Consider the following 22,406-nt stretch of genomic DNA (forward strand, 5'->3'; position numbering starts at 1 on the left):
GGACAGGCAGTTTGTTTAATCAAGCATCGGGATGCAACGTGTCGATAGCACCGACGGCCTCATACAGCGCAAGTCCAGAGAAGGCGCTCCGTCCGCTGCTCGCGCTGAACTTCTTCATCGCCGACATGCAGGCCGGCATCGGGCCGTTCCTCGGCGTATTTCTGCTCGCGCAGGGCTGGCAGGCCGGCTGGATCGGGACGGTGATGACGGCGGGCGGCGTTGCTGGGATGTTGATGACGACGCCGGCCGGAGCCCTGATCGACGCCACGCGCAGCAAGAAGCTGTTCGTCATCATCCCCGGCATCTGCAGTGTCGTCGCCTCCGGCATCGTGCTGCTGTCACAGGAGTTCTGGCTCTTGGCAGCCTCACAGGTCGCGACGGCGATTGCCGGCGCCGCGATCGGTCCGGCCGTCGCCGGCATCACGCTGGGTATCGTCCGCCAGGCAGGCTTCAATCGACAGAACGGCCGTAACCAGGCCTTCAACCACGCCGGCAACATGGTCGGCGCCGGGCTGTCCGGATTCGTCGGCTGGGTGTACGGCTTCACCGCGGTGTTCTGGCTCGCGGCGGTCTTCGGTGTTCTCTCGATCGCTTCCGTTATGATGATCCCGAGCGCGTCCATCGACGACGACGCAGCCCGCGGGCTCGAACGCGAGAGCACGGACGACAAGCGCGCGAGCGGGTTGCAAGTGCTGATCGAATCGAAGCCATTGCTGATCCTCGCCGCAACTCTGCTGTTCTTCCACCTCGGCAATGCGGCGATGCTCCCGCTGTACGGCCTGGCGGTCGTGGCCGACAAGCAGGCCGACCCCGCGAGCTTCGTCGCGATGACCATCGTCATCGCCCAGGGCACCATGATCCTGACCTCGCTGGTTGCGATGCGGATGGCCGAAAGGGAGGGCTACTGGCTGGTCATGCTGGTGTCGTTCATCGCCTTGCCGGTCCGGGGCATCATCGCGGCGTGGCTCCTGAACAGCTGGGGCGTTTATCCGGTACAGATTCTTGACGGCGTCGGCGCGGGATTGCAGAGCGTGGCAGTGCCCGGCCTCGTCGCGCGGATTCTCGACGGGACCGGGCGGATCAATGCCGGCCATGGCGCGGTCATGACGGTCCAAAACATCGGTGCCTCGCTCAGCCCTGCGATCGGTGGCTGGATCGCGCAGGAGTTCGGGTACGGGCCGATGTTTCTCATTCTCGGTGGCTGCGCCACGGTCTCAGTCGCGCTGTGGAGCGTCTTCGCGCCGTTGTTGAAGCCTGCTTGTGCGACAAAGCCCGGGCACGCATCGGATGCAATGGTTTCAAGCGCCGCGAGTGTCGCCTGATGTTCACTCACAACGCCGCGACCTGGGGAATCGCCGGTCTTGCGACCTTGGGCGTCATTGCACGCCCCTGGAATCTGCCGGAATACATCTGGGCAGTGACCGGCGCCGTCCTGCTGATCGCCTTCGACCTGTTGCCGTGGCGAGACGCCGTCGCGGCGGCAGGCAACGGAACGGACGTCTACTTCTTTTTGATCGGCATGATGCTGCTGGCCGAGGTCGCTCGGAAAGAGGGCTTGTTCGATTGGTTCGCCGAACTCGCCGTCAAGCATTCGCGCAACTCAGCGTCGCGGTTGTTTTCGATCGTCTATGCGGTCGGTACGCTGGTCACCATTTTCCTGTCGAACGACGCCACCGCCGTCGTGCTGACGCCCGCGGTCTACGCCGCGACCCGTGCCGCGAAGGTCGAGCCGCTGCCGTATCTTTTCGTCTGTGCGTTCATCGCCAACGCCGCCAGCTTCGTGCTGCCGATCTCTAATCCGGCCAACCTCGTGTTGTTCGGCGCGCGGATGCCGACGCTGCCGCAGTGGCTGCACTACTTCCTGCTGCCCTCGATCGTGGCGATTGCAGCGACCTTCATCATGCTCCGGCTCAGCCTGCGGAACAGCCTGTCGGGTAGTGTCGATGTGCGCGACGGAGAGCCGGCCGTGCTTGCCAGAAGTGCCGCGATCGTCGCCGCCGGCATCGGCGCGACGGCGGCGGTCCTGCTCGCCACATCGGCGTTGGGTCTGGATCTTGGAATCCCGACATTTGCCTGCGGGGCGATGGTGACCGTGATCGTGCTCCTGCTCGGCCGCACATCGCCGCTATCGATCGCGCGCGATATCTCATGGTCGGTCCTTCCTCTCGTCGCCGGACTGTTCATCCTGGTCGAGGGCCTCAATCGCACCGGCGTGCTGCCGGCACTCGCGGAAGAGCTCGAGCGAACCGCCGCGCGATCGCCGCACGCAACCTCATGGGGCGCCGGCGTCATCACGGCGATTGCCTCGAACCTCATCAACAATCTGCCGATGGGTCTGATCGCAGCGACGACCACGCAAGCCGCGCAGGCGTCGCATCACGTCACCGGCGCAATCCTGATCGGCGTCGACCTCGGACCCAACCTTTCAGTCACCGGTTCACTCGCCACGATCCTGTGGCTGATCGCGCTGCGGCGCGAGGGTGAGCATGTTGGCGCGCTTCGCTTTCTGCAACTCGGCATTGTGGTCATGCCGCCGGCATTGGTACTTTCGCTGCTTGCGCTCTCGCTGTCTGCCTCATAAGAGCGGTTGCGGCTTCGATTGCCAGAAACGGGGGGAGCTCCAAGAGGGCTCAACTTCTCTTGGCGGGGCCGCGCATGTTGTGTAAGCGCTGCATACGCGCCGCCGGTCGCACAAAATCGTAGAAGATCGCGGCTTGGCGCACTAAATCGTGGAAATGGCGGAGAGAGTGGGATTCGAACCCACGGTACGGTTTCCCGCACACACGCTTTCCAAGCGTGCGCCTTAAGCCACTCGGCCATCTCTCCGGGAGGCCCTCTCTTGAAGGGCTGAGGCGGATTTTGCAAGGGAGCGCAGGCCGGGAGCGCGAAATTTCCACAACATATTGAAAACATTGGGTAAATTGATAGCGACGACAGCCGCGCGCTGCGCCTTGCGCGTGGACGCGCGCGATTTTGGCCGGCGGTCGGTCAGGGACCGGCGCAAATCAATGAGTTCATCCGATCGACGCGCCGTTTCGTCATTCCGGGGGCTCGCCGCAGGCGAGAGCCGGGAATCTATTGGGGCGCCTCACTCGTGGAAGAATGGATGCCGGGTTCTCGCCTTCGGGAGCCCCGTCGCGAGCATGCGAGGTTATGACCACTGACCGCGCAACACACTCAGTGCCGTCCCAGCGAAAGAGGGACCCATAACCACAAGTGCCGATTATTGCGCGATGCTGCTACGACGAGCCCCGTTCACAACATCCACCGCGGCGTATGGGTCCCTGCTGCCGTGCGCAATTGCGCACTAGGCAGGGACGACAGCACCGCGGATGGGCGAACCAACGCACCCACCCTGCATCGTCATGCTCGCTCAGTGATAGCGCGCGGCAAAATCCGCCGTGCGGCGCGGCCACAGGGTTGGTGGCTCCGGCAGCGCCGCGTTTCCCGCATTGTGCGTATCCTGCAGCGCCTCGATGAAGTCGGCGAACCATTGCTGGATGGTGCCGCTGTTGAGCTTCTCCATCATGGCTTCCCAGCGCATCCGCCGCTCGGTCAGCGGCATCGCGAGGGCCGTCGCCAAGGTGCGCGCCATGCCGTCGATATCGTGCGGATTGACCAGCAGCGCGGCGTCGAGCTCGTTCGCCGCACCGGCGAATTTCGACAACACCAGCACGCCGGGGTCCGCCGGGTTTTGCGCGGCGACATATTCCTTGGCGACCAGGTTCATGCCGTCCTGCAGCGGCGTCACGACGCCGACCTGCGCGGTGCGGTAAAGGCCTGCGAGCACGCCCTGGCCAAAGCCCTTGTTGAGGTAGCGGATCGGCGTCCAGTCGACCTCGCCATGCACGCCGTTGACGTCGGTAACGAGCTTCGCCACCTCGCTCTGCAGATTGCCGTAGGCTTCGATCGCGCCTCGCGAGGGCGTTGCGATCTGCAGCAGCGACACCGAACGTTTCAGGTTCGGATGCAGCGTCCACATCTTGTCGAACGCCTTGATGCGGTTGACGAGGCCCTTGGAGTAGTCGAGCCGGTCGACGCCGATCGCGAGCTTCTCGCCGTTGAGGCTGCGCCGCAGCCGCGTCACGTCGGGATGCGTCATCGCCTTGGTCGCCTGCTGCGCGAACTTGCCCGGATCGATGCCGATCGGAAACACCGCGGCGCGGGTGCGGCCGAACGACGAATTGATCACGCCGTCGCGCACCTCGAAGTCGAGATCGTGCTGCACATAGCTCAGGAAGTTCTCGCAGTCCTCATCGGTCTGGAAGCCGATCAGGTCATAGGACAGCATCGCCTCGATCAGCTCGCGATGATTGGGCACGCCCGCGATTACCGCGCGCGCCGGCCATGGCGTGTGCAGGAAGAAGCCGATCGGCTGCGTGACGCCGAGATCGCGCAGCTCGGCGCCGAGCGCGAGGAAATGATAGTCCTGGACCCAGAACACGGAATCCGGCTTGCGGAAGCGCAGCAACGCGCGCGCCATGAACGCGTTCACTTCGCGATAGCTCGCGTAGTCCTCGCGAGACGCACGAATCAGATCGGCGCGCGAATGCATCGCGGGCCACAGCGCCGAATTGGCAAAGCCTTCGTAATAGCCGCCATAGTGCGCGGCCGGCAGATCGAGCATCGCCAGCGCGCCCGCCCCGAGCGCTTCGACCTCTGCGAAAGGTTCCTTCAGGTTCCCGTCGCGGACGCGTCCGCTGGAACCAACCCATATTGCCCCTGTCTTTTCCACCACCGGCAACAATGCCGCAGCCAGCCCCCCCGTCATGGGTTCATTGGGTTTTCCGCGCGAGACGCGGTTCGATACGACGACGAGGTTCACCAGGTCCCCTCCTGTTGGTCAACTCGCGTATTAACAACCATTCATCAAGATGGTTCCTGACCAAGGAATCTCCCAATTGAAACCAAATTCTGGCGAACACGAACGGAACTCGCGGGAACTCGCGAAAAGAAAATTACGCGCGAGGTTGACGCCACGACGCAAAAGCACCGTATTCGATTCGCCTGCGATGAATGCGTTTCGGTTAGGACAGGCTGACGTCCCTATCAACGTCGAGCAGATGCGCGAGGAATTCGCGCACATCGCTCGGTCCGTCGAAATGTCCGGCGACGCCGGTTGCGCGACGGCCGACGGAGAACGCTAGACCGTCGAAATCGGGCATGATCGCGAACACGGTCTCGTCGGTGACGTCGTCGCCGATGAAGAACGGACGCCGCCCCTTGAACGGCTCATGCGTCATCAGCTCGAGCACGCCGGTCGCCTTGGTGAAGCCGGAATGCTTGATCTCGCAGACGCTCTTGCCCGGCAGCACCTCGATCGGCGCATTCGGCAACTCGGCGCGGATCAGCGACACCGCTTCATAGATCGCCTTCTCCGCCTGCGGCGCCAGCCGGTAGTGCAGCGCCAGCGAATAGCCCTTGTCCTCGAGCAGAATGCCGGGGCTGAGCTTTGCGATCGCGGCAAGACGGCGCTTCAACTCCTTGTCGAGCGGCGGCGCGTGTGCGGCGACCGCCTCGCTGTCCGGCTGCAGCCGCATCTCGGCGCCGTGGCCGCCGATCGCAGGAAACACTTCCGGCGCGAAGATCAGGTCGATGTCATTGAGGGAGCGGCCGCTGACCAGCGCCAGCGCGCCGTGGGTGCGCTCATGCAGCTGCTTCAGCGTGGTCGACAGTTCCGGCGGCACCCAGACCTCGCGCGGCGTCGGCGCGAAATCGAGCAGGGTGCCGTCGATGTCAAGCAGCACCGCGACCTGGCGGAGTGGCGGAATCAGCGACGCCTGCGTCGGCACGCTGTCCGTCTTGGCGTCAGGGGCGATGTCATCATCCATGGGCATCTCGGCCACGTCATGTTTCGTCATAGTCTACTCCACACATGCCAGTGGTCGCGCGACAGATTCGAGCGATTTCCGCTCGGCCGCGACGGCATAGCGCCATGCGACCGCTGCGGCGACCATCATGAGCGCCGACCCCAGCAGGTAGCCGGCGAAGACGCTGTTGCGCGATCCGGTGTCGATCAGCACGCCGAACAGCGCCGGTCCAATCACGCCGCCAATGCCGGTGCCGATCGCATAGAAGGCGGCGATCGCGAGCGCGCGGACCTCCAGCGGAAACGTCTCGCTGACGGTAAGATAGGCGGCGCTCGCGGCCGGCGAGGCAAAGAAGAAGATCACCATCCAGGCGATGGTCTGGGTCTGCGCGCTGAGCACGCCGATCGAGAACAGATAGCCGGACAGCGCCAGCAGCACGCCCGAGATGCCATAGGTCAGCGCGATCATGGTGCGGCGGCCGAGCGTATCGAACAGGCGGCCGAGCAGCAGCGGCCCGAGGAAGTTGCCGGCGGCGAAGGGCAGGATGTACCAGCCGACATTGCTGGCGGCGACACCGAAGAAGTCGGTCAGGATCAATGCGAAGGTGAAGAAGATCGCATTGTAGAAGAACGCCTGCGCGGCCATCAGCGTGAGCCCGACCAGCGAGCGCTGCCGGTAGGTGGAGAACAGCGTCGCCGCGACCTCGCGCAGCGGCGTGTGATCGCGCATCCGCAGCCTGATCTTCTCGAAGTCCGCGCTCGATTGTTCGTGGCCGAGCACGGAGGTCTCGATATCGGCGACGATCTTGTGGGCCCGGTCGGGATAGCCGTGGATCATCAGCCAGCGCGGGCTCTCCGGAATCCACATCCGCATCAACAGCACGACGAGGCCGAGCACCGCGCCGGTGAAATAGGCGATCCGCCAGCCGTGGTCCGGCGCAAGGAACGCGGGATCGAGCAGGATGATGGCGCTCAGCGCACCGATCGCCGCCCCGATCCAGAAGCTGCCGTTGATGACGAGATCGGTCCAGCCGCGATAGCGCGCCGGCACCAGTTCCTGGATGGTCGAGTTGATCGCGGTGTATTCGCCGCCGATGCCGGCACCGGTGAGAAAGCGAAACAGCGCGTAGCTCGCGACATTCCACGACAGCGCGGTCGCGGCGGTCGCCGACAGATAAAGCGCGAGCGTGATGAAGAACAGCTTCTTGCGCCCGATCCGGTCGGTGAGCCAGCCGAACCCCAGCGCGCCGAGCACGGCGCCGGCGAGATACGCGCTGCTGGCAAGACCGACATCGGCATTGGAGAAGCTCATCGTCGGGCTGTCCTTCAGCGCACCCGACAATGCACCCGCGAGCGTCACTTCCAGCCCGTCGAGGATCCAGGTGATGCCAAGCGCCACCACGACGCGGGTGTGAAAGCGGCTCCAGCTGAGATTGTCGAGCCGGACCGGAATCGAGGTCTCGATGATGCGGTCATCGTCCGGCGTGACCGGAGCCACGGCCTGTCGCGTCGTCGCGGAACTCAATTGTGTCGGCTGCACTGTCATCAGAATCGACCAATGAGAAAAACCCCGGAACGATCTGTTCCAAGGTTCACTCACCCGGAATTGCGGCAAACGGAGTGCCCGCCACGCGGTGTCAACGCGGCAGGCCGGCAAGGGTTCCCGCAATGCGGCATAGGAACCACGATCGCGGCGAACTGTTCTCGGCTCAAAACACACGGAGGCATCGATGGCCGCACACAAGAAAGCAACACGCAAGACGGCAAGGACATTACCGGCACGGTCCATGGGCACGACGCGGCGCAGGCGCGGCGCAAGCAAGAGGACGGCGAAGCGCTGGTCGCAGCGGGTGACAAAGGAGAGCGACGCGCTCGACCTCAAGCGCGGCGTGTTCAAGCAGACCAGCGCGAAGAAGATCGCATCATCGCTGAAGCGGTCCGCCGAGCACAGCGCGCGCCGCAAGAGCGGCGCCTATCGTTCCGCGCTCTCGATGCTGACCTTCTATATCAACCGCGCCGGCAAGACGCTGCCGAAGACCGAGCGATCACGGCTGGAGCGCGCCAAGGTCGAGTTGAAGCACCAGTTCGGACGGGATTAGTCGCATCATCCCGCCAACCAAACAGCGTCGTCCCGGCGCAGGCAATTAATTCGTCGTCCTGGCGAAAGCCGGGAGGTGGATTCACATTCGAAGTGCAACACTTGAGCAAAGGACTCGGCAGGCGTGCGGTAGTCAAGGCATTTGCGCGGGGTGTTGTTGTAGGCGGCGATGAACTGGCGGAATCTGGCGGTCGAGAGGGTTACGAGATCCGTCTTGCGGGGAATAAAGCGGCGCATCCTGCCGATGGCGTTCTCGATGCCACCCTTCTGCCAGGGGGCATGGGGATCGCAGAAGAAGGTCGCGATCGAGAGGCGGTGCAGCGCCAGGTGACCGGCGAACTCGGTGCCGTTGTCGAAGGTAACGCTCTGGCGCAGCTCTTGTGGAAGGGTCGCGAAGAAGCCCACGAGATGGCGGGCGACACCGCGCGCGACCTTGCTGGCAAGGCGGATGCCGAGCAGCAGCCGCGAGGTGCGTTCGTGCACGGTCAGCACGGCCTGACCGTATTTCGAGAACATCATCAGGTCGGCCTCCCAGTGTCCGGGCACGCTGCGGTCGGCCGCTTCGAGCGGCCGATTTGCCAAGGATACACGGCCTTCGATGAAGCTTGCGGGGCTGCCGCCCCGCTTGCCGCGGCAGCCGCGCTTGCTCTTGGCGCGCGGCAGATAGCGCCGCCAGTTGAAGTCCGTGGTGCGCCTGAGTTGGCGATAGATGAAGCGGTAGATGGTCTCGTGGGAGATCACCTTGCGCCCGTACTCGCGGGCCAGCCGGCCAGCGACCTGCTCGGGCGACCAGCCGCGGCGAAGGCGTTGCAACACCGCGCGGCGCAGGCCGGGCTCCCGTTCGAGGCGTCCGCCCGTCCAGCGCCGCGCTCGCATCTGGTGCTGGGCATAGCTCGGCTTGTAGCCGACCTGGCTCCCCCGATTGCGCCTCAGTTCCCGAGAGATCGTTGATGGCGAGCGATCCAGAGCTGCCGCGATTTGCCGGACCGAGCTGCCATTGGCCGATCGGCAGGCAATCTCGCATCGGTCGTCCAGAGAGAGCTGCTTGTAAGTCCGCCCCATGGCAACACCTCCTCAAGGAAGTGTTGCACTTCGTTTGTGAACTCAGGGGACCCATACGCCGCGGCCCAACAAAAGGGCACGCGGCGAGTTGCACTTAAAACAATAGTGAGTGGTGATTATGGGTCCTGGCTTTCGCCAGGACGACGATGGATAGATCCGCGCGCGCCTTATGCCGCGCGGATATTGGCCATAAAGCGGTCGAGCTCCTCGCGCAGCCGCGAGCTCTCGACCGACAGCGAGCGGGCCGAATTCAGCACCTCTTCGGAAGCAGCTCCGGTCTCGGTGGCGCCGCGATTCACCTGGGTGACGCTGGACGCCGCTTCCTGTGTGCCCTGCGCGACGTTCTGCACGCTGCGCGCGATCTCCTGCGTTGCCGCGCTCTGCTGCTCGACCGAGCTTGCGATGTTGGTCGCGATGCCGGAGATCTGCCCGATAGTGCCGCCGATCTCCTTGATAGCGGCGACCGATTCCTGCGTCGCCGCCTGCATGCCCGAGATATGGGTGGAGATCTCGTCGGTGGCCCTGGCGGTCTGGCTCGCCAGCGACTTCACCTCGGCGGCGACCACGGCGAAGCCGCGGCCGGCGTCGCCGGCGCGCGCGGCCTCGATGGTGGCGTTCAGCGCCAGCAGATTGGTCTGCTCGGCGATCGCGGTGATCAGCTTGACGACGTCGCCGATCTCCTGCGCAGCGCGCGAGAGCTTGCCGATCCGCGCGTCGGTCTGCTCGGCCTGACGCACGGCGGAATCGGCGATCTGGCTGGATTCCTTGGCGCGACGGCCGATCTCGTCGACGGACGCCGACAGTTCCTCGGTCGCGGAGGCGACCGATTGCATGTTGCTGGAGGCTTCCTCCGAGGCGCCGGCGACCTGGCTCGACAGGTTCTGCGTGGTCTCCGCAGTCCGGGTCAGCGTACCGGCCGCGGATTCGAGCTGCACGGCGGAGGCCGACACGTTGGAGACGATCGAGCCGACGGCGGATTCGAATTCGTCGGCAAAACGAATCAGCTCGTTGCGCCGCGCGGTCGCACTTTCCTTGTTCTGCGCTTCCTGGGTCGCGGCATCGCGTTCGGCCTTGGCGATCGCCTGGACCTTGAATTCCTCCACGGCGCCGGCCATCTCGCCGAGTTCGTCGCGGCGGCCGAGGCCCGGCAGCACAACGTCGAAATTGCCCGCCGCGAGCTCGCGCATCGCCGCACACATCGCCGCGATCGGTCGCGAAATGCCCTTGCCCAGCAGGAACGCCCAGACCAGCCCGAGCACGAAGCTGCCGGCGGCGAGCATCAGGATCAGCTGCTCGGTCTCGCCGATCATGGTGTGCGATTCGTTTTCAAGTCGCTTCTGGTCGGCGAGCAGATCGGACTTCATCGCCGCCGCGCCCTGGCTGATAGCGGCCGCGGACTCCGTCATCTCGACGGTCAGTTCGTCGATCGACTTCGCGTTCGCGATCAGCTTGGCGAGCGCCTCGCGGTACTCTTCGAGCAGCGCGGTGATGTCCTTCACGCTCTGGGTGATCCGCTCGTTATTCGAGGTGATCGCCTTCACGAGATTGTCGGCGAATTTCAGCCGGGCGAGCGCGCTCGAAGCGACCGTCTTGTCGCCGTTGACGACGAAGGTATTGACGGCCCCGGTGATCGACTGGAGCTGGTCGGTCACCTTCTTGGCGCCGAACTGGATCGACTGCAGCTCGGAATCATCGGCGTTGCTCGGAAGATCGTCGAGCTTGTAGCGCATCGAGGTCGCGCTGCGGGTCAGCTTGTTCTGCGCGGTCTGTGCGCTGTCGTCCTTGATGCGGACGATCTCGGCGAAGATCTTGGTGAAGGCGCGGAATTCGCGCTCCAGCTTGGTGATCTGCTCGAGCCGGGCCGGATTGGTGGTGCCCTTCATCGACGCCATGATGGCGTCCTTCAGGCTGCCCTCGGCGGCGAGCGCGGCCTTGGCGTCGTCCTCCTTGCCGGTCGCAACGAAGTAGCGCGCCAGCGAACGGTAGAAGATCAATTCGCGATCGATGTTGCGGGCCAGATCGGCTTCCGCGACGCTCTGGCGATAGGAGCCGACGCCGGCGGAGACCCGCTCGAAGCCCATATAGGCAAAGCCCATGGTGGCTGCCGAAAGCGCCAGCGTGACGGCAAAGCCGAGCATGATCTTGGCGCGAAATCTGAGGGTTGGGATCCTGATCGACAACGATCGCTTCAGCCCCGGCATTCCAACCCCCGTCTTCATTCTGAAAACCACGCGAGGTCCGGCAGCAACCCGCCCCAGACCCCGGAGCGCAAAACTAAGGCAGAATCGATAAGGCCCGGTAAATGGGCAGCGGCCGCCGGGCCCGGCGCGATACTACCTTGGTCGGGCTAGCCGGGTGGGTAAGGTGATTGACGCGCAGGTCCGGCCCGATAGTTTAGAACCGATCAAATCCTGTCCCTGCCCGGGCCAGGAGAACACACATCGGGAGGTGTCCCATGTCATCGCGTCGACCGGCGCCATTGGCGCTTGCGGCGAGCGTAGCTGCCGGCGCAATAGCCCGGCCAATGGCATTTCCCCTCACGACCTGAAAGCCGCGGGCAAGCCGGAACGCCAGCCATCGCGGCATGGTCCGGATGCCCTCACGACCCGCGCGGGTTCAGTCGGCCGCGCCAAGAAAAGCAAAAAAATTCTGGTTAGGGAGAACGCCTTTGGCGAAGCAGAACGGTAGCGCCGCCGACAGTATTGTCGTGGTGCAGGCAAAGACCGACGGGCCGCGGGAAGCAGCCGACGAGATCGCGCGCCAATTGGCGGCGGCTGATCTCGCGATGCTCGTGGTGTTCGTGTCGCCGGTCTACGAGCCGCGGACATTCATTGCCGAACTGTCCAGCCGCATGCCCGACGTACCGATCTTCGGCTGCACCACGGCCGGCGAATTGTCGCCCGGCGGTTGGGACGAGGACAGCGTCGTCGCGATGGGCTTCAACGCGGCCGATTTCGTCATCGCGGCCCGGCCGCTGTTCGACCTTTCGACATTTCGGGTCGATCACGGCCGCTCGATCTGCACCGAATTGCAGAACGAATTCGCGCAACGCACCGAGCATTGCGATCACACCCATGATTCCTTCGGGCTGCTCTTCATCGACGGCATGTGCCAGCGTGAGGAGACCATCATGTCGGCGATCTATGCGTCGCTCGGCGACATCCCGGTGGTCGGCGGCTCCGCCGGCGACGGCCTGCGCTTCGAGAAATCGTGGGTCTTCCATGGCGGCGAGGCCTTTACCGATGCCGCGGTCCTGATCCTGATCCGGACCCGGCTGCCGTTCCGCCTGTTCAAGTGCGACCACTTCGAACCGACCTCGACCAAGATGGTGGTGACCGAGGCCGACATCGAGCACCGCATCGTCAAGGAATTGAATGCCGAGCCGGCCGCGCTGGAATATTCCCGCGCCGTCGGCCTCAGCGACAGCAAGCTCGAATTGTTCTCGTTCGCCGCGCATCCCGTGCTGGTTCGCGTCGGCGGCGCCTATTACGCGCGGTCGATCCAGCGCACCAACCCGGACGGATCGCTGCAATTCTTCTGCGCCATCGACGAGGGCATGGTGCTGACGGTGGCGCGCGAGCGCGACCCGATCGACGTGACGAGCCGCCTGCTCAAGGAGCTGACCGAGGATCTCGGCGAGGTCTCGATGTTCATCGGCTTCGAATGCGTGCTGCGCCGGCTCGACGTCGAGCAGCGCCAGCTGTCGCGGGAGATGTCGGAGCTCTATCGCCGCAACAAAGTGATTGGCTTTCAGACCTATGGCGAGCAGTATCGCTCCATGCATGTCAACCAGACGCTGACCGGCATCGCCATCGGCAAGCGGACACTCGCGCCGCAATGACGGATACCAAGACCACGCGAATTGCGGCGCTCGAACGCGAGGCCGAGAAGCTGCGCAAGATCAACGCGGCGCTGATGTCGCGCGTCGAGCGCTCGACCGATCAGCAGCTCAACGCCTTCTCGCTGTTCGAGACCGCGATCGCGCTGGATCAGCAGGTGCGCGACCGCACCCAGCAGCTCAAGCAGGCGCTGCAATCGCTGGAGAAAACCAATGGTCGCCTGCTGCAGGCCAAGCAGCAGGCCGAAGCGGCGAGCTCTTTGAAATCATCCGTGCTGGTCTCGGTGACGCACGATCTGTTGCAGCCGCTGAATGCGGCGCGGCTGACGCTGTCCGCGCTGACCGAGATGGCAACCGAGTCCAAGAGCGTCGCGCTTACCGATCAGATCGACCGTTCGCTGGCGACGCTCGAGGACATGCTGCGGACGCTGCTCGACATCTCCAAGCTCGATGCGGGCGTGCTCAGGCCCGAATTCGGGCCGGTCGCGATCGCCTCGCTGTTCGAGCCGCTGGAGCAGGAATTTGTCGCGACCGCCGCCAAGCGCAATCTCGGTTTCCGGATCATGCCGTCGTCCGCGGTCGTTCGCTCCGATCCGCTGATGCTGCGACGGATCCTGCAAAACCTCGTCGCCAATGCGCTGCGCTACACCCAGCGCGGCAGCGTGCTGATGGGATGCCGTGCCAGGGGCGATGACATCTGCATCGAGGTGCACGACACCGGGCCGGGCATTCCGGAAGCGCAGCGCGAAGCCATCTTCGTCGAGTTTCAGCGCGGCGAAACCAGCGCCGGCGACAAGGCCGGCATCGGGCTTGGTCTCTCGATCGTGCGCCGGTTTGCCGACCTGCTCGGCCATGACATCAAGCTGAGCTCGCGCGCCGGCAAAGGCTCGGTGTTCTCGGTCACCGTGCCTCGCACGCTGGATCCGGTTGCGATCCCGGTGCGCGAACAGGCGAGCGTCGACTATCGCTATGGCGGCATGGAGGGCGCCAAGATCCTGCTGATCGAGAACGACCTCTCGAGCGCCGAGGGGCTCGCCCATTTGCTGGAGAAATGGGGCTGCGACGTCGCGGTGACGATCTCCAAGACCGAGGCGCTCGAGCGCATCCACGCGCTCGACGGCATTCCCGACGCCATCATCGCCGATCTGCATCTCGACAATGGCGAGACCGGCATTCAGGCCGTCGATGTCATCCGCGGCGCGATCAACGCCAAGGTACCGGCGATCATCGTGACCGCCGACTACTCGGCCAAGGCCGCCTCCGACGTATCGGCCTTCGGCCATGAGCTGTTGAAGAAGCCGATCAAGCCCGCCGAGATGCGCTCGCTGCTGTCGTTCCTGCTGGCGGCGGAGCAGTCGGGCGCGCGGTTATGAGCAGAGCGTTTTCGAGCGAAGTGGATACCGGTTCGCGTGAAGAAAACGCATCAGACAAGAACCTGGAGCCTTTCCCGTTGCGATTCCATCGAAACGGGAAAGGCTCTAGGCGCCATGCGACGACGGCGAGGCCGTCACCGGCGCGTGGTCGTGCTTGCCGAAGTCCAGCTTCGACAGCGCGATGATGGCCTCGGTGCGGCTGCGCACGCCGAGCTTGCGCAGGATCTCCGAGACATGCACCTTCACGGTGGTGACCGAGATATCGAGCTCATAGGCGATGTGCTTGTTCTGCAGGCCGCGGCAGATCATGTCGAGCACGCGAAGCTGCTGCGCGGTGAACTGGCCGAGCTGCTGCACCAGCTCGCGCGCCTCGGCCTGGGCCTTCCGCGCGGCGGCGGTATCGCGAAAACGCGGCGGCAGGCACACCGCGCCTTCGAGGATGCCGCGCAACAGCCGCGCCAGCTCGAGCTTCGGCGTCGACTTCGGGATGTAGCCGGAAATGCCGAGCGAGAGCGCGCCGCCGACGATCCGGGGATCGTCATGCGCCGACACGATCACGAGCGCGCTGCGCGGCGCGGCGGCACGCACCCGGTAGGCGCCGAGCAGGCCCGTCGTCCCGGGCATCGACAGATCGAGCAGGATCAGATCGAGCCCGTCGCGCGCCGCGATCACATCCAGCGCACCGTCGATCGACGTCGCCTGCAGCACCTCGGCATCGGGAAACTCGGCCCCGATCACGCCGATCAGGGCGGCACGGAACAGCGGGTGATCCTCGACGATCAGCAGTCGAGGCGTACCCGCCTTGCCGAGCGGCGGCTCGTCCGCCAGGGGCGCGGTCGTGGTCAATGCTGCGCCGTCCTCCCTCGGATGCTCATAACAGCCATTGTGCGCACGACGTTATCTCAAAGCCGGATGGCAGCCTATAGGCAGGATTTCCAATGCGCCCGCCTCGCAGTGCAGCACGGCTAGTGTGCCGAATCCGAAGTTCGCATCATTTGCCGCACCTTCGGAGCGAACTTCGGATTCGATAAGGACACTAGCAAACTTATGATTCTAGTGTGCTTTATGAATGCGAAGTTCGTGAAAGTGGCTGCCGCGAAATCGCACGAACTTCGCATTCAGCACACTAGGGCGCCTTCTCCGCCTTTGCGCCCGAACAGGCCTCCGGGACCGGAAGCGGAATCTTGCCGAGCTCGATGATCGCCTTGTTGCGGCTGAACAGCTTCAGCTTGCGCAGGATCTCGGTGACATGCGCCTTCACGGTGGATTCCGCGAGCTTGAGCTCGGCGGCGATCTCGCGGTTCTGCAGGCCGCGGATGATCAGATGGAGCACCCGGATCTGCTGCGGCGTCAGCTTCTGAATGCGTTCGCGCAGCGTCCGCGCCGTCTCGGACTGTTCCAGCGCACCGACCGCGACGAAATCCCGCGGCGCGGAGACCGACCCGCTCAGCACACGCGCGATCGCCTGCGAGAGCTCGCCGAGCGAGGTCGACTTCGGCAGATAGCCGACCGCGCCCATCTCGAGCGCCTCGCGGATGGTGTGCTTGTCCTCCTCGCTCGAGACGATGGCGATCGGCAGCCGCGGATAGCGATCCCTGATCTTCTGGAAGCCGGAGAAGCCGACCACGTCGGGCAGCAGCAGATCGAGCAGCGCCAGGTCGATATTCGGCTCGCTGGCGAGGATGCCAAGGGCCCCCTTGATCGAGGTGGCCTCATAGATCCGGGCATCGGGATGCGAGATGCGAATGGCGTTGCCAAGCGCCTCCCCGAACAGGGGGTGATCGTCGATGATCAGGAACCCCATCATGAGGACCCTCGCACTGCTCAAGCCTCCGTTCCGATTGGATCGGAACGGGGCTCTCGATTCATGTTCTGACGCGTTTTCTTCACGCGAACCGGTATCCACTTCGCTCGAAAACGCTCCTCTTGCGAACCGCAGCTTCTAGTTCGATCCGCCGGTATCCTGCACGCTCTGCAGATAGACATATACGTTTCTGAGCTCGTCGTCGTTGAAGACGTCCTTCCAGGCCGGCATGCCCTTGGCCGGCCGCCCGTCATGGACCGTCTTCCAGAATGTCGATTCCATGTCGTCAGCATAGCGCTTCTTGAGCAGCCTGAGATCGATCTTTCGCTCGGCCTGCACCGCGTCCGGGCCGTGGCAATGCGCGCAGGTTCCGTTGAAGACCTCCCGCCCGGCGGTGGCATCCCCCTTGGCGTCGCCGGCGGTCGCGGCGGTCTGAACCGGTCTCTCGGCCGCCGCGGCCGCGGCCTGCCCGACCGTGACGGGCTCGCTGGCGCCGACGGACGACGTCGTCGCGCGGTCGGCCTCGCCGAACTTCACCGGTGCGCCGTTCGGCACGCCATATTTGGCAAACAGGGCGGCAATCTCCGGCTGCAGCGCCGGCAGCACGCCGTCGACTTCATCGCGCAACGCGCCGGACGCCTTGGCGAAACCGATCGCGGTCGCCCAGAGCAGGCCGTCGCCCTCGGTGGACACGATCTGATATTTGTCGCCGAAGCTGGTCTTGTTGAGCCAGCCCGCCACCGGCGCCCAGATGAAGGCGATGTCGGCCTTGCCCTGTTCGAGCGCCGCCATGCCCTCCTCCGGGCTGAGCACGGTCACCTTCCGGACGTCGTCGCGCAGCGCGAGCAGGTTCTGCGGCGTCGATTGATACTGCACCGCAACCCGCAATCCCCTGAAATCGTCGACGCCGGCAAGCTTGCGGTCCTTGCTGCCGACCAGCGCATAGCCCTCATGGGCGATCGGCTTCGAGAAGATCACCGCCGGGCCCATGAAATCGTCGATCAAAGGCAGGCCGACCATGGCGTCGCACTGCTTGCTGAGCAGCGTCTCCCGCACCGTGCGCTTGCCGAAATAGGACTTGTACCAGTTGGTGCTCACCGTGCGGCCGAGCGTCTGCGCCACCGCCTGGCCGATCTCGAGATAGAGGCCGGGCTTGCCCGGGTCGTCGCTCGAGAACGGCAGGTTGGTCGGGTCGGCGCAGAGCCGCAGCGGCGGCTTTGTCTCGTCGGCGCCGGCCGCTAGGGCCGGCACCATGAGCAGGGCGGAGAGCAGCACGGTCCGGATTGCATGTTCCAACCGCGTGTTGCGCGAGGGGGTGCGCAGTTCGTTTCGGGCGATGCAGGACACGGACAATGCTGCCTCCTAGACGATCGTTTACTGCAGGGCGAACACGAACAGCGAGCCGCCTTCGGGCGCCGCGGCGACCATCTTCTTGCCGATGTCACCGAGGAAGGCCGGCAGCGCCGCGGTGCGTCCGACCACGATCGCGACATACTGCTTGCCGTCGACCGAATAGGTCACTGGACCTGCACCGATGCCGCTGCCGAGGTTCTTGCTCCACAGCACCTTGCCGTTCTTGGCATCGATGGCGCGGAAGTCGCCATGCAGATTGCCGGAGAACACCAAATTGCCGCCGGTCGTCAGCGTGCCGCCGTTGAAGGGCAGGTCTTCCTTGATGCTCCACACCTTCTTGTTGGCGATCGGATCCCAGGCTACGAGCTCGCCGAGGAAGCCGCCGGGGCCCGGCTTGGTCGGGAATTCGGCGCCAAGATAGAACACGCCGCGCTTGTAGTTCACGTCAGAGACCGACCAGTCCATGCACACATTGTTGCTCGGGATGTAGACGAGGCCGGTCTGCGGGTTGAACGACATCGGCTGCCAGTTCTTGCCGCCGATCAGGTTCGGGCAGATGTCCTTGGCGGGATGGCCCGGGCCCGGACGCTTGTCCGGATCCTCTTCCGCCCGCATCGTGTTGATGTCCCACTTCTTGGCCCAGTTAGCGAAGACGTATTTCTCCGCGGAGATCATCTTGCCGGTCTCGCGGTTGGCCACGAAGAAGAAGCCGTTGCGGTCCGCCTTCATCAGCACGGGCGTCTCGGTACCCTTGATCTTGAGGTCGGCGAGCAGCAGCTCGTTGACGCCGTCATAGTCCCAGGCGTCAGCCGGCGTGCCCTGGATGTGCCACTTGATCTTGCCGGTGTTGGGATCGATCGCCAGCGTCGAGGCCGTGTAAAGGTTGGTCAGCTTGCCGAAATTGCCGTCGCCGGTGGAGCGCACCGCGGTGTTCCACGGCCCCGGATTGCTGGTACCCCAGTAGACCGTGTCGGACTTGGCATCGTAGGAGCCGACCAGCCAGGCGGCGCCGCCGCCGTGCAGCCCGGTGTCGCCCTTCCAGGTGTCGCTGCCGGGTTCGCCCGGCGCCGGCACCGTGTAGGTCTGCCAGAGCAGCTTGCCGTCCTTGAGCGAGAACGCCTGCAAGGCGCCGCGGACGCCATATTCGCCGCCGCCGAAGCCGGTGATGACCTTGTCGCGGACGACGAGCGGCGGCGAGGTGATGACCGAGCCCTGCTTGTAGTCGACGACCGTCGAGGTCCAGAGCTCCTTGCCGGTCTCGGCGTCGAGCGCGGTCAGCTTGCCGTCGAGCCGGCCGACGAAGATCTTGCCGTCGGCATAGGACACGCCGCGATTGTTGACGTCGCAGCAGGCGTATTGAAGCACGTCATCCGGAATATCGGGCTGCCAGGTCCATTTGCGCGCGCCGGTCGCGGCATCGATCGCATAGACGTATTTCGGACCCCACGAGGTCGACACATACAGGTTCTTGCCGATCACAACGGGCGACGACTCGTTGGAGCGGAGCGAAGCCAGCGACAGCGAGTAGACCAGCTGCAGCTTGCCGGCATTCTCGGAGTTGATCTGCTTCAACGGGCTGAAACGCGTATTGCCGTAATCGTGGCCGGCAATTGCCCATCCGTTGGGATCGGACGCCGCCTTCACGACGGAATCATTGGCTTTCGACGCACCAATGCCTGCCAGCACCATGGCGACCAGCGACACGCCGGCAAAGAAAATCCCGCTCCTCAGCTTCATTGGCTTCCTCCAATATGATTTTGTTGCCGCGATGGATGCATCGCGGGCGCGGATCGCTACCGAATTTCATGAACCAGCGATCTTCTGCCGCTGCGTCGGCGATGAAAATGACAGCAACGCCCTTGCGTCGTTATAGGCGGAAGGTAGTAGCGATCGCGGCGACGATTTTGGCGTGCGGCGAGCACCGTCAGTTTGCCGAAAACCGCTTGCGCTGCCGGGCAATTTCGTCGCGCTGGAGTGCGCCGCAGGCTGCTTGCAAATTGCCCATTGAACGGCTGCCTGCTAGGATCGCAGGCACTGCCCGGCGCCTTCATGACAGGGCCGCGACTACGACTTTGATCGCGGTTACGACCCACATGAAGCGTGGTCTACTGGGCCCATAACGAAGCTATTGGGAGAAACGCGTGTCTACAGTCAAACTGACGGTAAACGGCAAGGCGGTCTCGGTCGACGTTGAGGACCGAACCCTCCTCGTGCACCTCTTGCGCGAAAACCTGAACCTCACCGGCACCCATGTCGGCTGCGATACCAGCCAATGCGGCGCCTGCGTCGTCCATGTCGATGGACGGGCGGTCAAATCCTGCACCATGCTGGCCGGCCAGGCGGCGGGCTGCAACGTCACCACGATCGAAGGCCTCGCCAAGGGCGACGAGCTGCACCCGATGCAGGCGGCGTTCCGCGACAATCACGGCCTGCAGTGCGGCTATTGCACCCCCGGCATGATCATGTCCGCTGTCGACATCGTGCACCGCCATGGTGGCAAGCTCGATGAGGAAACGGTTCGCCACGAGCTCGAGGGCAATATCTGCCGCTGCACCGGCTACCACAACATCGTCAAGGCGGTGCTCGACGCAGCCGGCCGCATGAAGGTTGCGCAGGCCGCCGAATAGCGCGCCACGCACCGCACACGATCAAGCTCACCACCGCCGGTCTCGATGGAAACGGCGGCAAATCGAATCTCCGGTCGGGAGGACTAGACAATGGGTGTTGAAGGAATTGGCGCACGTGTCGTGCGCAAGGAAGATCGCCGGTTCATCACCGGACAAGGACGTTACGTCGACGACGTCAAAATGGTCGGCATGAGCTACGCTCACTTCATCCGCAGCCCGCATGCCCATGCCAAGGTCAAGGGCATCGATTCCGCCGAGGCCATGAAGATGCCCGGCGTGATCGCGGTGCTGACCGGACAGCAGATCGTCGACGACAAGGTCGGCAATTTGATCTGCGGCTGGGCCATCACCTCGAAGGACGGCTCACCGATGAAAATGGGCGCGTGGCCGGCGATGGCGCCGGAGACCGTGCGCTTTGTCGGGCAGGCCGTCGCGGTCGTGATCGCCGAGACCAAGAACCAGGCCAGGGACGCCGCCGAAGCGGTCGTCGTCGATTACGAAGAACTTCCCGCGGTGCCTGACATCAAGGCCGCGATCAAGCCGGGCGCCGCGCAGCTTCATCCCGAAGCTCCCGGCAACATCGTATATGACTGGCATCTCGGCGACGAAGCCGCGGTCAAGGATGCCTTCAGCAAGGCGGCCAATGTGGTGACGCTCGACCTCACCAATAACCGCCTGGTGCCGAACGCGATGGAGCCGCGCGCCGCGATCGCGCATTACGACCAGGCCGAAGAGCACTACACGCTCTACACGACGTCGCAGAACCCGCACGTCGCCCGCCTCGTGCTGTCGGCGTTCTACAACATCGCGCCCGAGCACAAGCTGCGCGTGATCGCGCCCGACGTCGGCGGCGGCTTCGGCTCCAAGATCTACATCTATCCCGAAGAGATGGTGGCTCTGTGGGCCTCGAAGAAGGTGGGCCGCCCGGTGAAGTGGACCGGCGACCGTTCGGAAGCCTTCCTCACCGACGCGCATGGCCGCGACCATGTCTCGAAGGCGGAGTTGGCGTTCGACAAGGACAACAAGATCCTTGGCCTGCGGGTGAAGACCCACGCCAATTTCGGCGCCTATATGTCGCTGTTCTCCTCGGCGGTGCCGACCTATCTCTACGCGACGCTGCTGTCGGGCCAGTACGTGATTCCGGCGATCTATGCCGAGGTGATCGGCGTCTACACCAACACCACGCCGGTCGACGCCTACCGCGGCGCCGGCCGCCCCGAGGCCAGTTTTCTGATCGAGCGCATGATGGAGACGGCGGCGCGGCAGTTGAAGGTCGATCCGACCGAGCTGCGCAAGAAGAACTTCATCACCCAGTTCCCGTATCAGACGCCTGTAATCATGGCGTATGATATCGGCGACTTCCACGCCTCGATCGATGCTGCGATGAAGGCGATCGACTATGCCGGCTTCCCGGCCCGCAAGGCCAAGGCGAAAGCCGACGGCAAGCTGCGCGGCATCGGCATCTCCTGCTACATCGAGGCCTGCGGCATCGCGCCGTCGAAGGCGGTCGGCAGTCTCGGCGCCGGCGTCGGCCTGTGGGAGTCGGCTGAGATCCGCGTCAACCCGGTCGGCACCATCGAGGTGCTCACCGGTTCGCACAGCCACGGCCAGGGCCACGAAACGACGTTCTGCCAGATCATCGCGGAGCGGCTCGGCGTGCCGATCAGCCAGGTCTCGATCGTCCATGGCGACACCGACAAGGTGCAGTTCGGCATGGGCACCTACGGCTCGCGCTCGCTCGCGGTCGGCGGTACGGCGATCGTGAAGGCGATGGAGAAGGTCGAGGCCAAGGCCAAGAAGATCGCCGCGCATGCGCTCGAGGCGTCCGAGAGCGACATCGTGATCGAGAACGGCGAGTTCAAGGTCACCGGCACCGACAAGTCGATCGCGCTGCCGATGGTCGCGCTCGCCGCCTACACCGCGCATAATTTGCCCGATGGCATGGAGCCCGGGTTGAAGGAGACGGCGTTCTACGACCCGACCAACTTCACCTTCCCGGCCGGTGCCTATATCTGCGAACTCGAGGTCGATCCCGGCACCGGCAAGACCTCCTTCGTCAACTTCGTCGCAGCCGACGATTTCGGCCGGCTGATCAACCCGATGATCGTCGAGGGCCAGGTCCATGGCGGCCTTGCGCAGGGCATCGGCCAGGCACTGCTCGAAGGTGTGGTCTATGACGGCACTGGTCAGCTCATGACCGCGTCCTTCATGGACTACACCATGCCGCGGGCCGACGACCTGCCCTCGTTCCAGCTCTCCCACACCACGACGCTGTGTCCGGGCAACCCGCTCGGCGTCAAGGGCTGCGGCGAAGCCGGCGCGATCGGCGCCTCGGCTGCCGTGATCAACGCGATCACGGACGCGATCGGCAACAACAAGCTGGAAATGCCGGCGACGCCCGATCGCGTCTGGCATGCCATTCACGGTTGAGGGAGGAAGAGC

The 22,406-nt window shown here is 64.4% G+C and carries 17 protein-coding genes and 1 tRNA gene; 8 read left to right on the top strand and 10 right to left on the bottom strand.

What is annotated here, in order from left to right; translation table 11 throughout:
• Positions 1–38: 38 nt before the first annotated feature.
• Both ACVMDN_RS35790 and ACVMDN_RS35795 read left to right on the top strand, forming a co-directional pair.
• Positions 39–1,322, top strand: coding sequence for an MFS transporter (locus ACVMDN_RS35790; protein ID WP_283805990.1), 1,284 nt, complete (start codon positions 39–41; stop codon positions 1,320–1,322).
• Complete coding sequence (locus ACVMDN_RS35795; protein ID WP_076834804.1) at positions 1,322–2,581, top strand: arsenic transporter; 1,260 nt, start codon at positions 1,322–1,324, stop codon at positions 2,579–2,581. Before ACVMDN_RS35790 ends, ACVMDN_RS35795 begins: the two co-directional genes overlap by 1 nt.
• 155 nt (positions 2,582–2,736) lie before the next feature.
• Here ACVMDN_RS35795 and ACVMDN_RS35800 read toward each other — a convergent pair.
• The 4 genes from ACVMDN_RS35800 to ACVMDN_RS35815 form a co-directional block, all read right to left on the bottom strand.
• Positions 2,737–2,826 (bottom strand) — tRNA-Ser (locus ACVMDN_RS35800).
• Between the two features lie 547 nt (positions 2,827–3,373).
• Positions 3,374–4,825 carry a trehalose-6-phosphate synthase gene (locus ACVMDN_RS35805; RefSeq protein ID WP_057021128.1) on the bottom strand — a complete coding sequence of 484 codons (1,452 nt, stop codon included), beginning with the start codon at positions 4,823–4,825 and terminating at the stop codon, positions 3,374–3,376.
• Positions 4,826–5,027: 202 nt separating this feature from the next.
• A complete protein-coding gene (otsB, locus tag ACVMDN_RS35810; protein WP_057021127.1) occupies positions 5,028–5,861 on the bottom strand; it encodes a trehalose-phosphatase in 834 nt (277 codons plus the stop codon).
• 3 nt (positions 5,862–5,864) lie between these two features.
• Positions 5,865–7,355 (bottom strand): MFS transporter, encoded by a 1,491-nt coding sequence (locus ACVMDN_RS35815; RefSeq protein WP_244559015.1) that lies wholly within the window; start codon positions 7,353–7,355, stop codon positions 5,865–5,867.
• A gap of 184 nt (positions 7,356–7,539) precedes the next feature.
• Here ACVMDN_RS35815 and ACVMDN_RS35820 point away from each other — a divergent pair, with 184 nt between their 5' ends.
• Positions 7,540–7,908: a DUF3175 domain-containing protein gene (locus ACVMDN_RS35820; RefSeq protein WP_141343299.1), complete on the top strand. Its 369-nt coding sequence runs from the start codon at positions 7,540–7,542 to the stop codon at positions 7,906–7,908.
• A gap of 5 nt (positions 7,909–7,913) precedes the next feature.
• Here the strand turns inward: ACVMDN_RS35820 and ACVMDN_RS35825 are convergent, their stop codons facing one another.
• Positions 7,914–8,969, bottom strand: coding sequence for an IS30 family transposase (locus tag ACVMDN_RS35825; protein WP_253625294.1), 1,056 nt, complete (start codon positions 8,967–8,969; stop codon positions 7,914–7,916).
• Between the two features lie 167 nt (positions 8,970–9,136).
• Positions 9,137–11,170, bottom strand: a complete 2,034-nt coding sequence (locus ACVMDN_RS35830) for a methyl-accepting chemotaxis protein (protein WP_141342737.1) — start codon at positions 11,168–11,170, stop codon at positions 9,137–9,139.
• A gap of 154 nt (positions 11,171–11,324) precedes the next feature.
• Here ACVMDN_RS35830 and ACVMDN_RS35835 point away from each other — a divergent pair, with 154 nt between their 5' ends.
• From ACVMDN_RS35835 to ACVMDN_RS35845, 3 genes are read left to right on the top strand one after another with little or no spacing between them, the layout of a single operon-like run.
• The gene (locus tag ACVMDN_RS35835; RefSeq protein ID WP_141342733.1) at positions 11,325–11,657 is read left to right on the top strand and encodes a hypothetical protein; all 333 of its coding nucleotides are present in this window, start codon (positions 11,325–11,327) and stop codon (positions 11,655–11,657) included.
• The gene (locus ACVMDN_RS35840) at positions 11,638–12,810 is read left to right on the top strand and encodes an FIST N-terminal domain-containing protein (RefSeq protein ID WP_076834794.1); all 1,173 of its coding nucleotides are present in this window, start codon (positions 11,638–11,640) and stop codon (positions 12,808–12,810) included. The genes ACVMDN_RS35835 and ACVMDN_RS35840 overlap by 20 nt, the downstream gene beginning before the upstream one ends.
• Positions 12,807–14,180 carry an ATP-binding response regulator gene (locus ACVMDN_RS35845; protein ID WP_076834793.1) on the top strand — a complete coding sequence of 458 codons (1,374 nt, stop codon included), beginning with the start codon at positions 12,807–12,809 and terminating at the stop codon, positions 14,178–14,180. The genes ACVMDN_RS35840 and ACVMDN_RS35845 overlap by 4 nt, the downstream gene beginning before the upstream one ends.
• 105 nt (positions 14,181–14,285) lie before the next feature.
• On the opposite strand, the gene ACVMDN_RS35850 is transcribed toward ACVMDN_RS35845, so the two are convergent.
• The 4 genes from ACVMDN_RS35850 to ACVMDN_RS35865 all read right to left on the bottom strand — a co-directional run bounded on the left by ACVMDN_RS35850 (position 14,286) and on the right by ACVMDN_RS35865 (position 19,074).
• Positions 14,286–15,026, bottom strand: a complete 741-nt coding sequence (locus ACVMDN_RS35850) for a LuxR C-terminal-related transcriptional regulator (protein WP_076834789.1) — start codon at positions 15,024–15,026, stop codon at positions 14,286–14,288.
• A 280-nt stretch (positions 15,027–15,306) separates the two neighbouring features.
• A complete protein-coding gene (locus ACVMDN_RS35855; RefSeq protein ID WP_016843264.1) occupies positions 15,307–15,987 on the bottom strand; it encodes a response regulator in 681 nt (226 codons plus the stop codon).
• A gap of 135 nt (positions 15,988–16,122) precedes the next feature.
• Entirely contained in the window at positions 16,123–17,331 is a 1,209-nt protein-coding gene (locus ACVMDN_RS35860) for a c-type cytochrome (RefSeq protein ID WP_307720419.1), read from the bottom strand.
• 27 nt (positions 17,332–17,358) lie between these two features.
• Positions 17,359–19,074 (bottom strand): PQQ-dependent dehydrogenase, methanol/ethanol family, encoded by a 1,716-nt coding sequence (locus tag ACVMDN_RS35865; RefSeq protein ID WP_076834785.1) that lies wholly within the window; start codon positions 19,072–19,074, stop codon positions 17,359–17,361.
• Between the two features lie 404 nt (positions 19,075–19,478).
• On the opposite strand from ACVMDN_RS35865, the gene ACVMDN_RS35870 reads away from it, so the two are divergent.
• Together ACVMDN_RS35870 and ACVMDN_RS35875 are read left to right on the top strand one after the other, a co-directional pair.
• Positions 19,479–19,964, top strand: coding sequence for a (2Fe-2S)-binding protein (locus ACVMDN_RS35870; RefSeq protein WP_028335209.1), 486 nt, complete (start codon positions 19,479–19,481; stop codon positions 19,962–19,964).
• Positions 19,965–20,054: 90 nt separating this feature from the next.
• Complete coding sequence (locus tag ACVMDN_RS35875; protein WP_076834783.1) at positions 20,055–22,394, top strand: xanthine dehydrogenase family protein molybdopterin-binding subunit; 2,340 nt, start codon at positions 20,055–20,057, stop codon at positions 22,392–22,394.
• Positions 22,395–22,406: the final 12 nt, after the last annotated feature.

The sequence above is a fragment of the Bradyrhizobium sp. USDA 4510 genome (assembly GCF_054059095.1).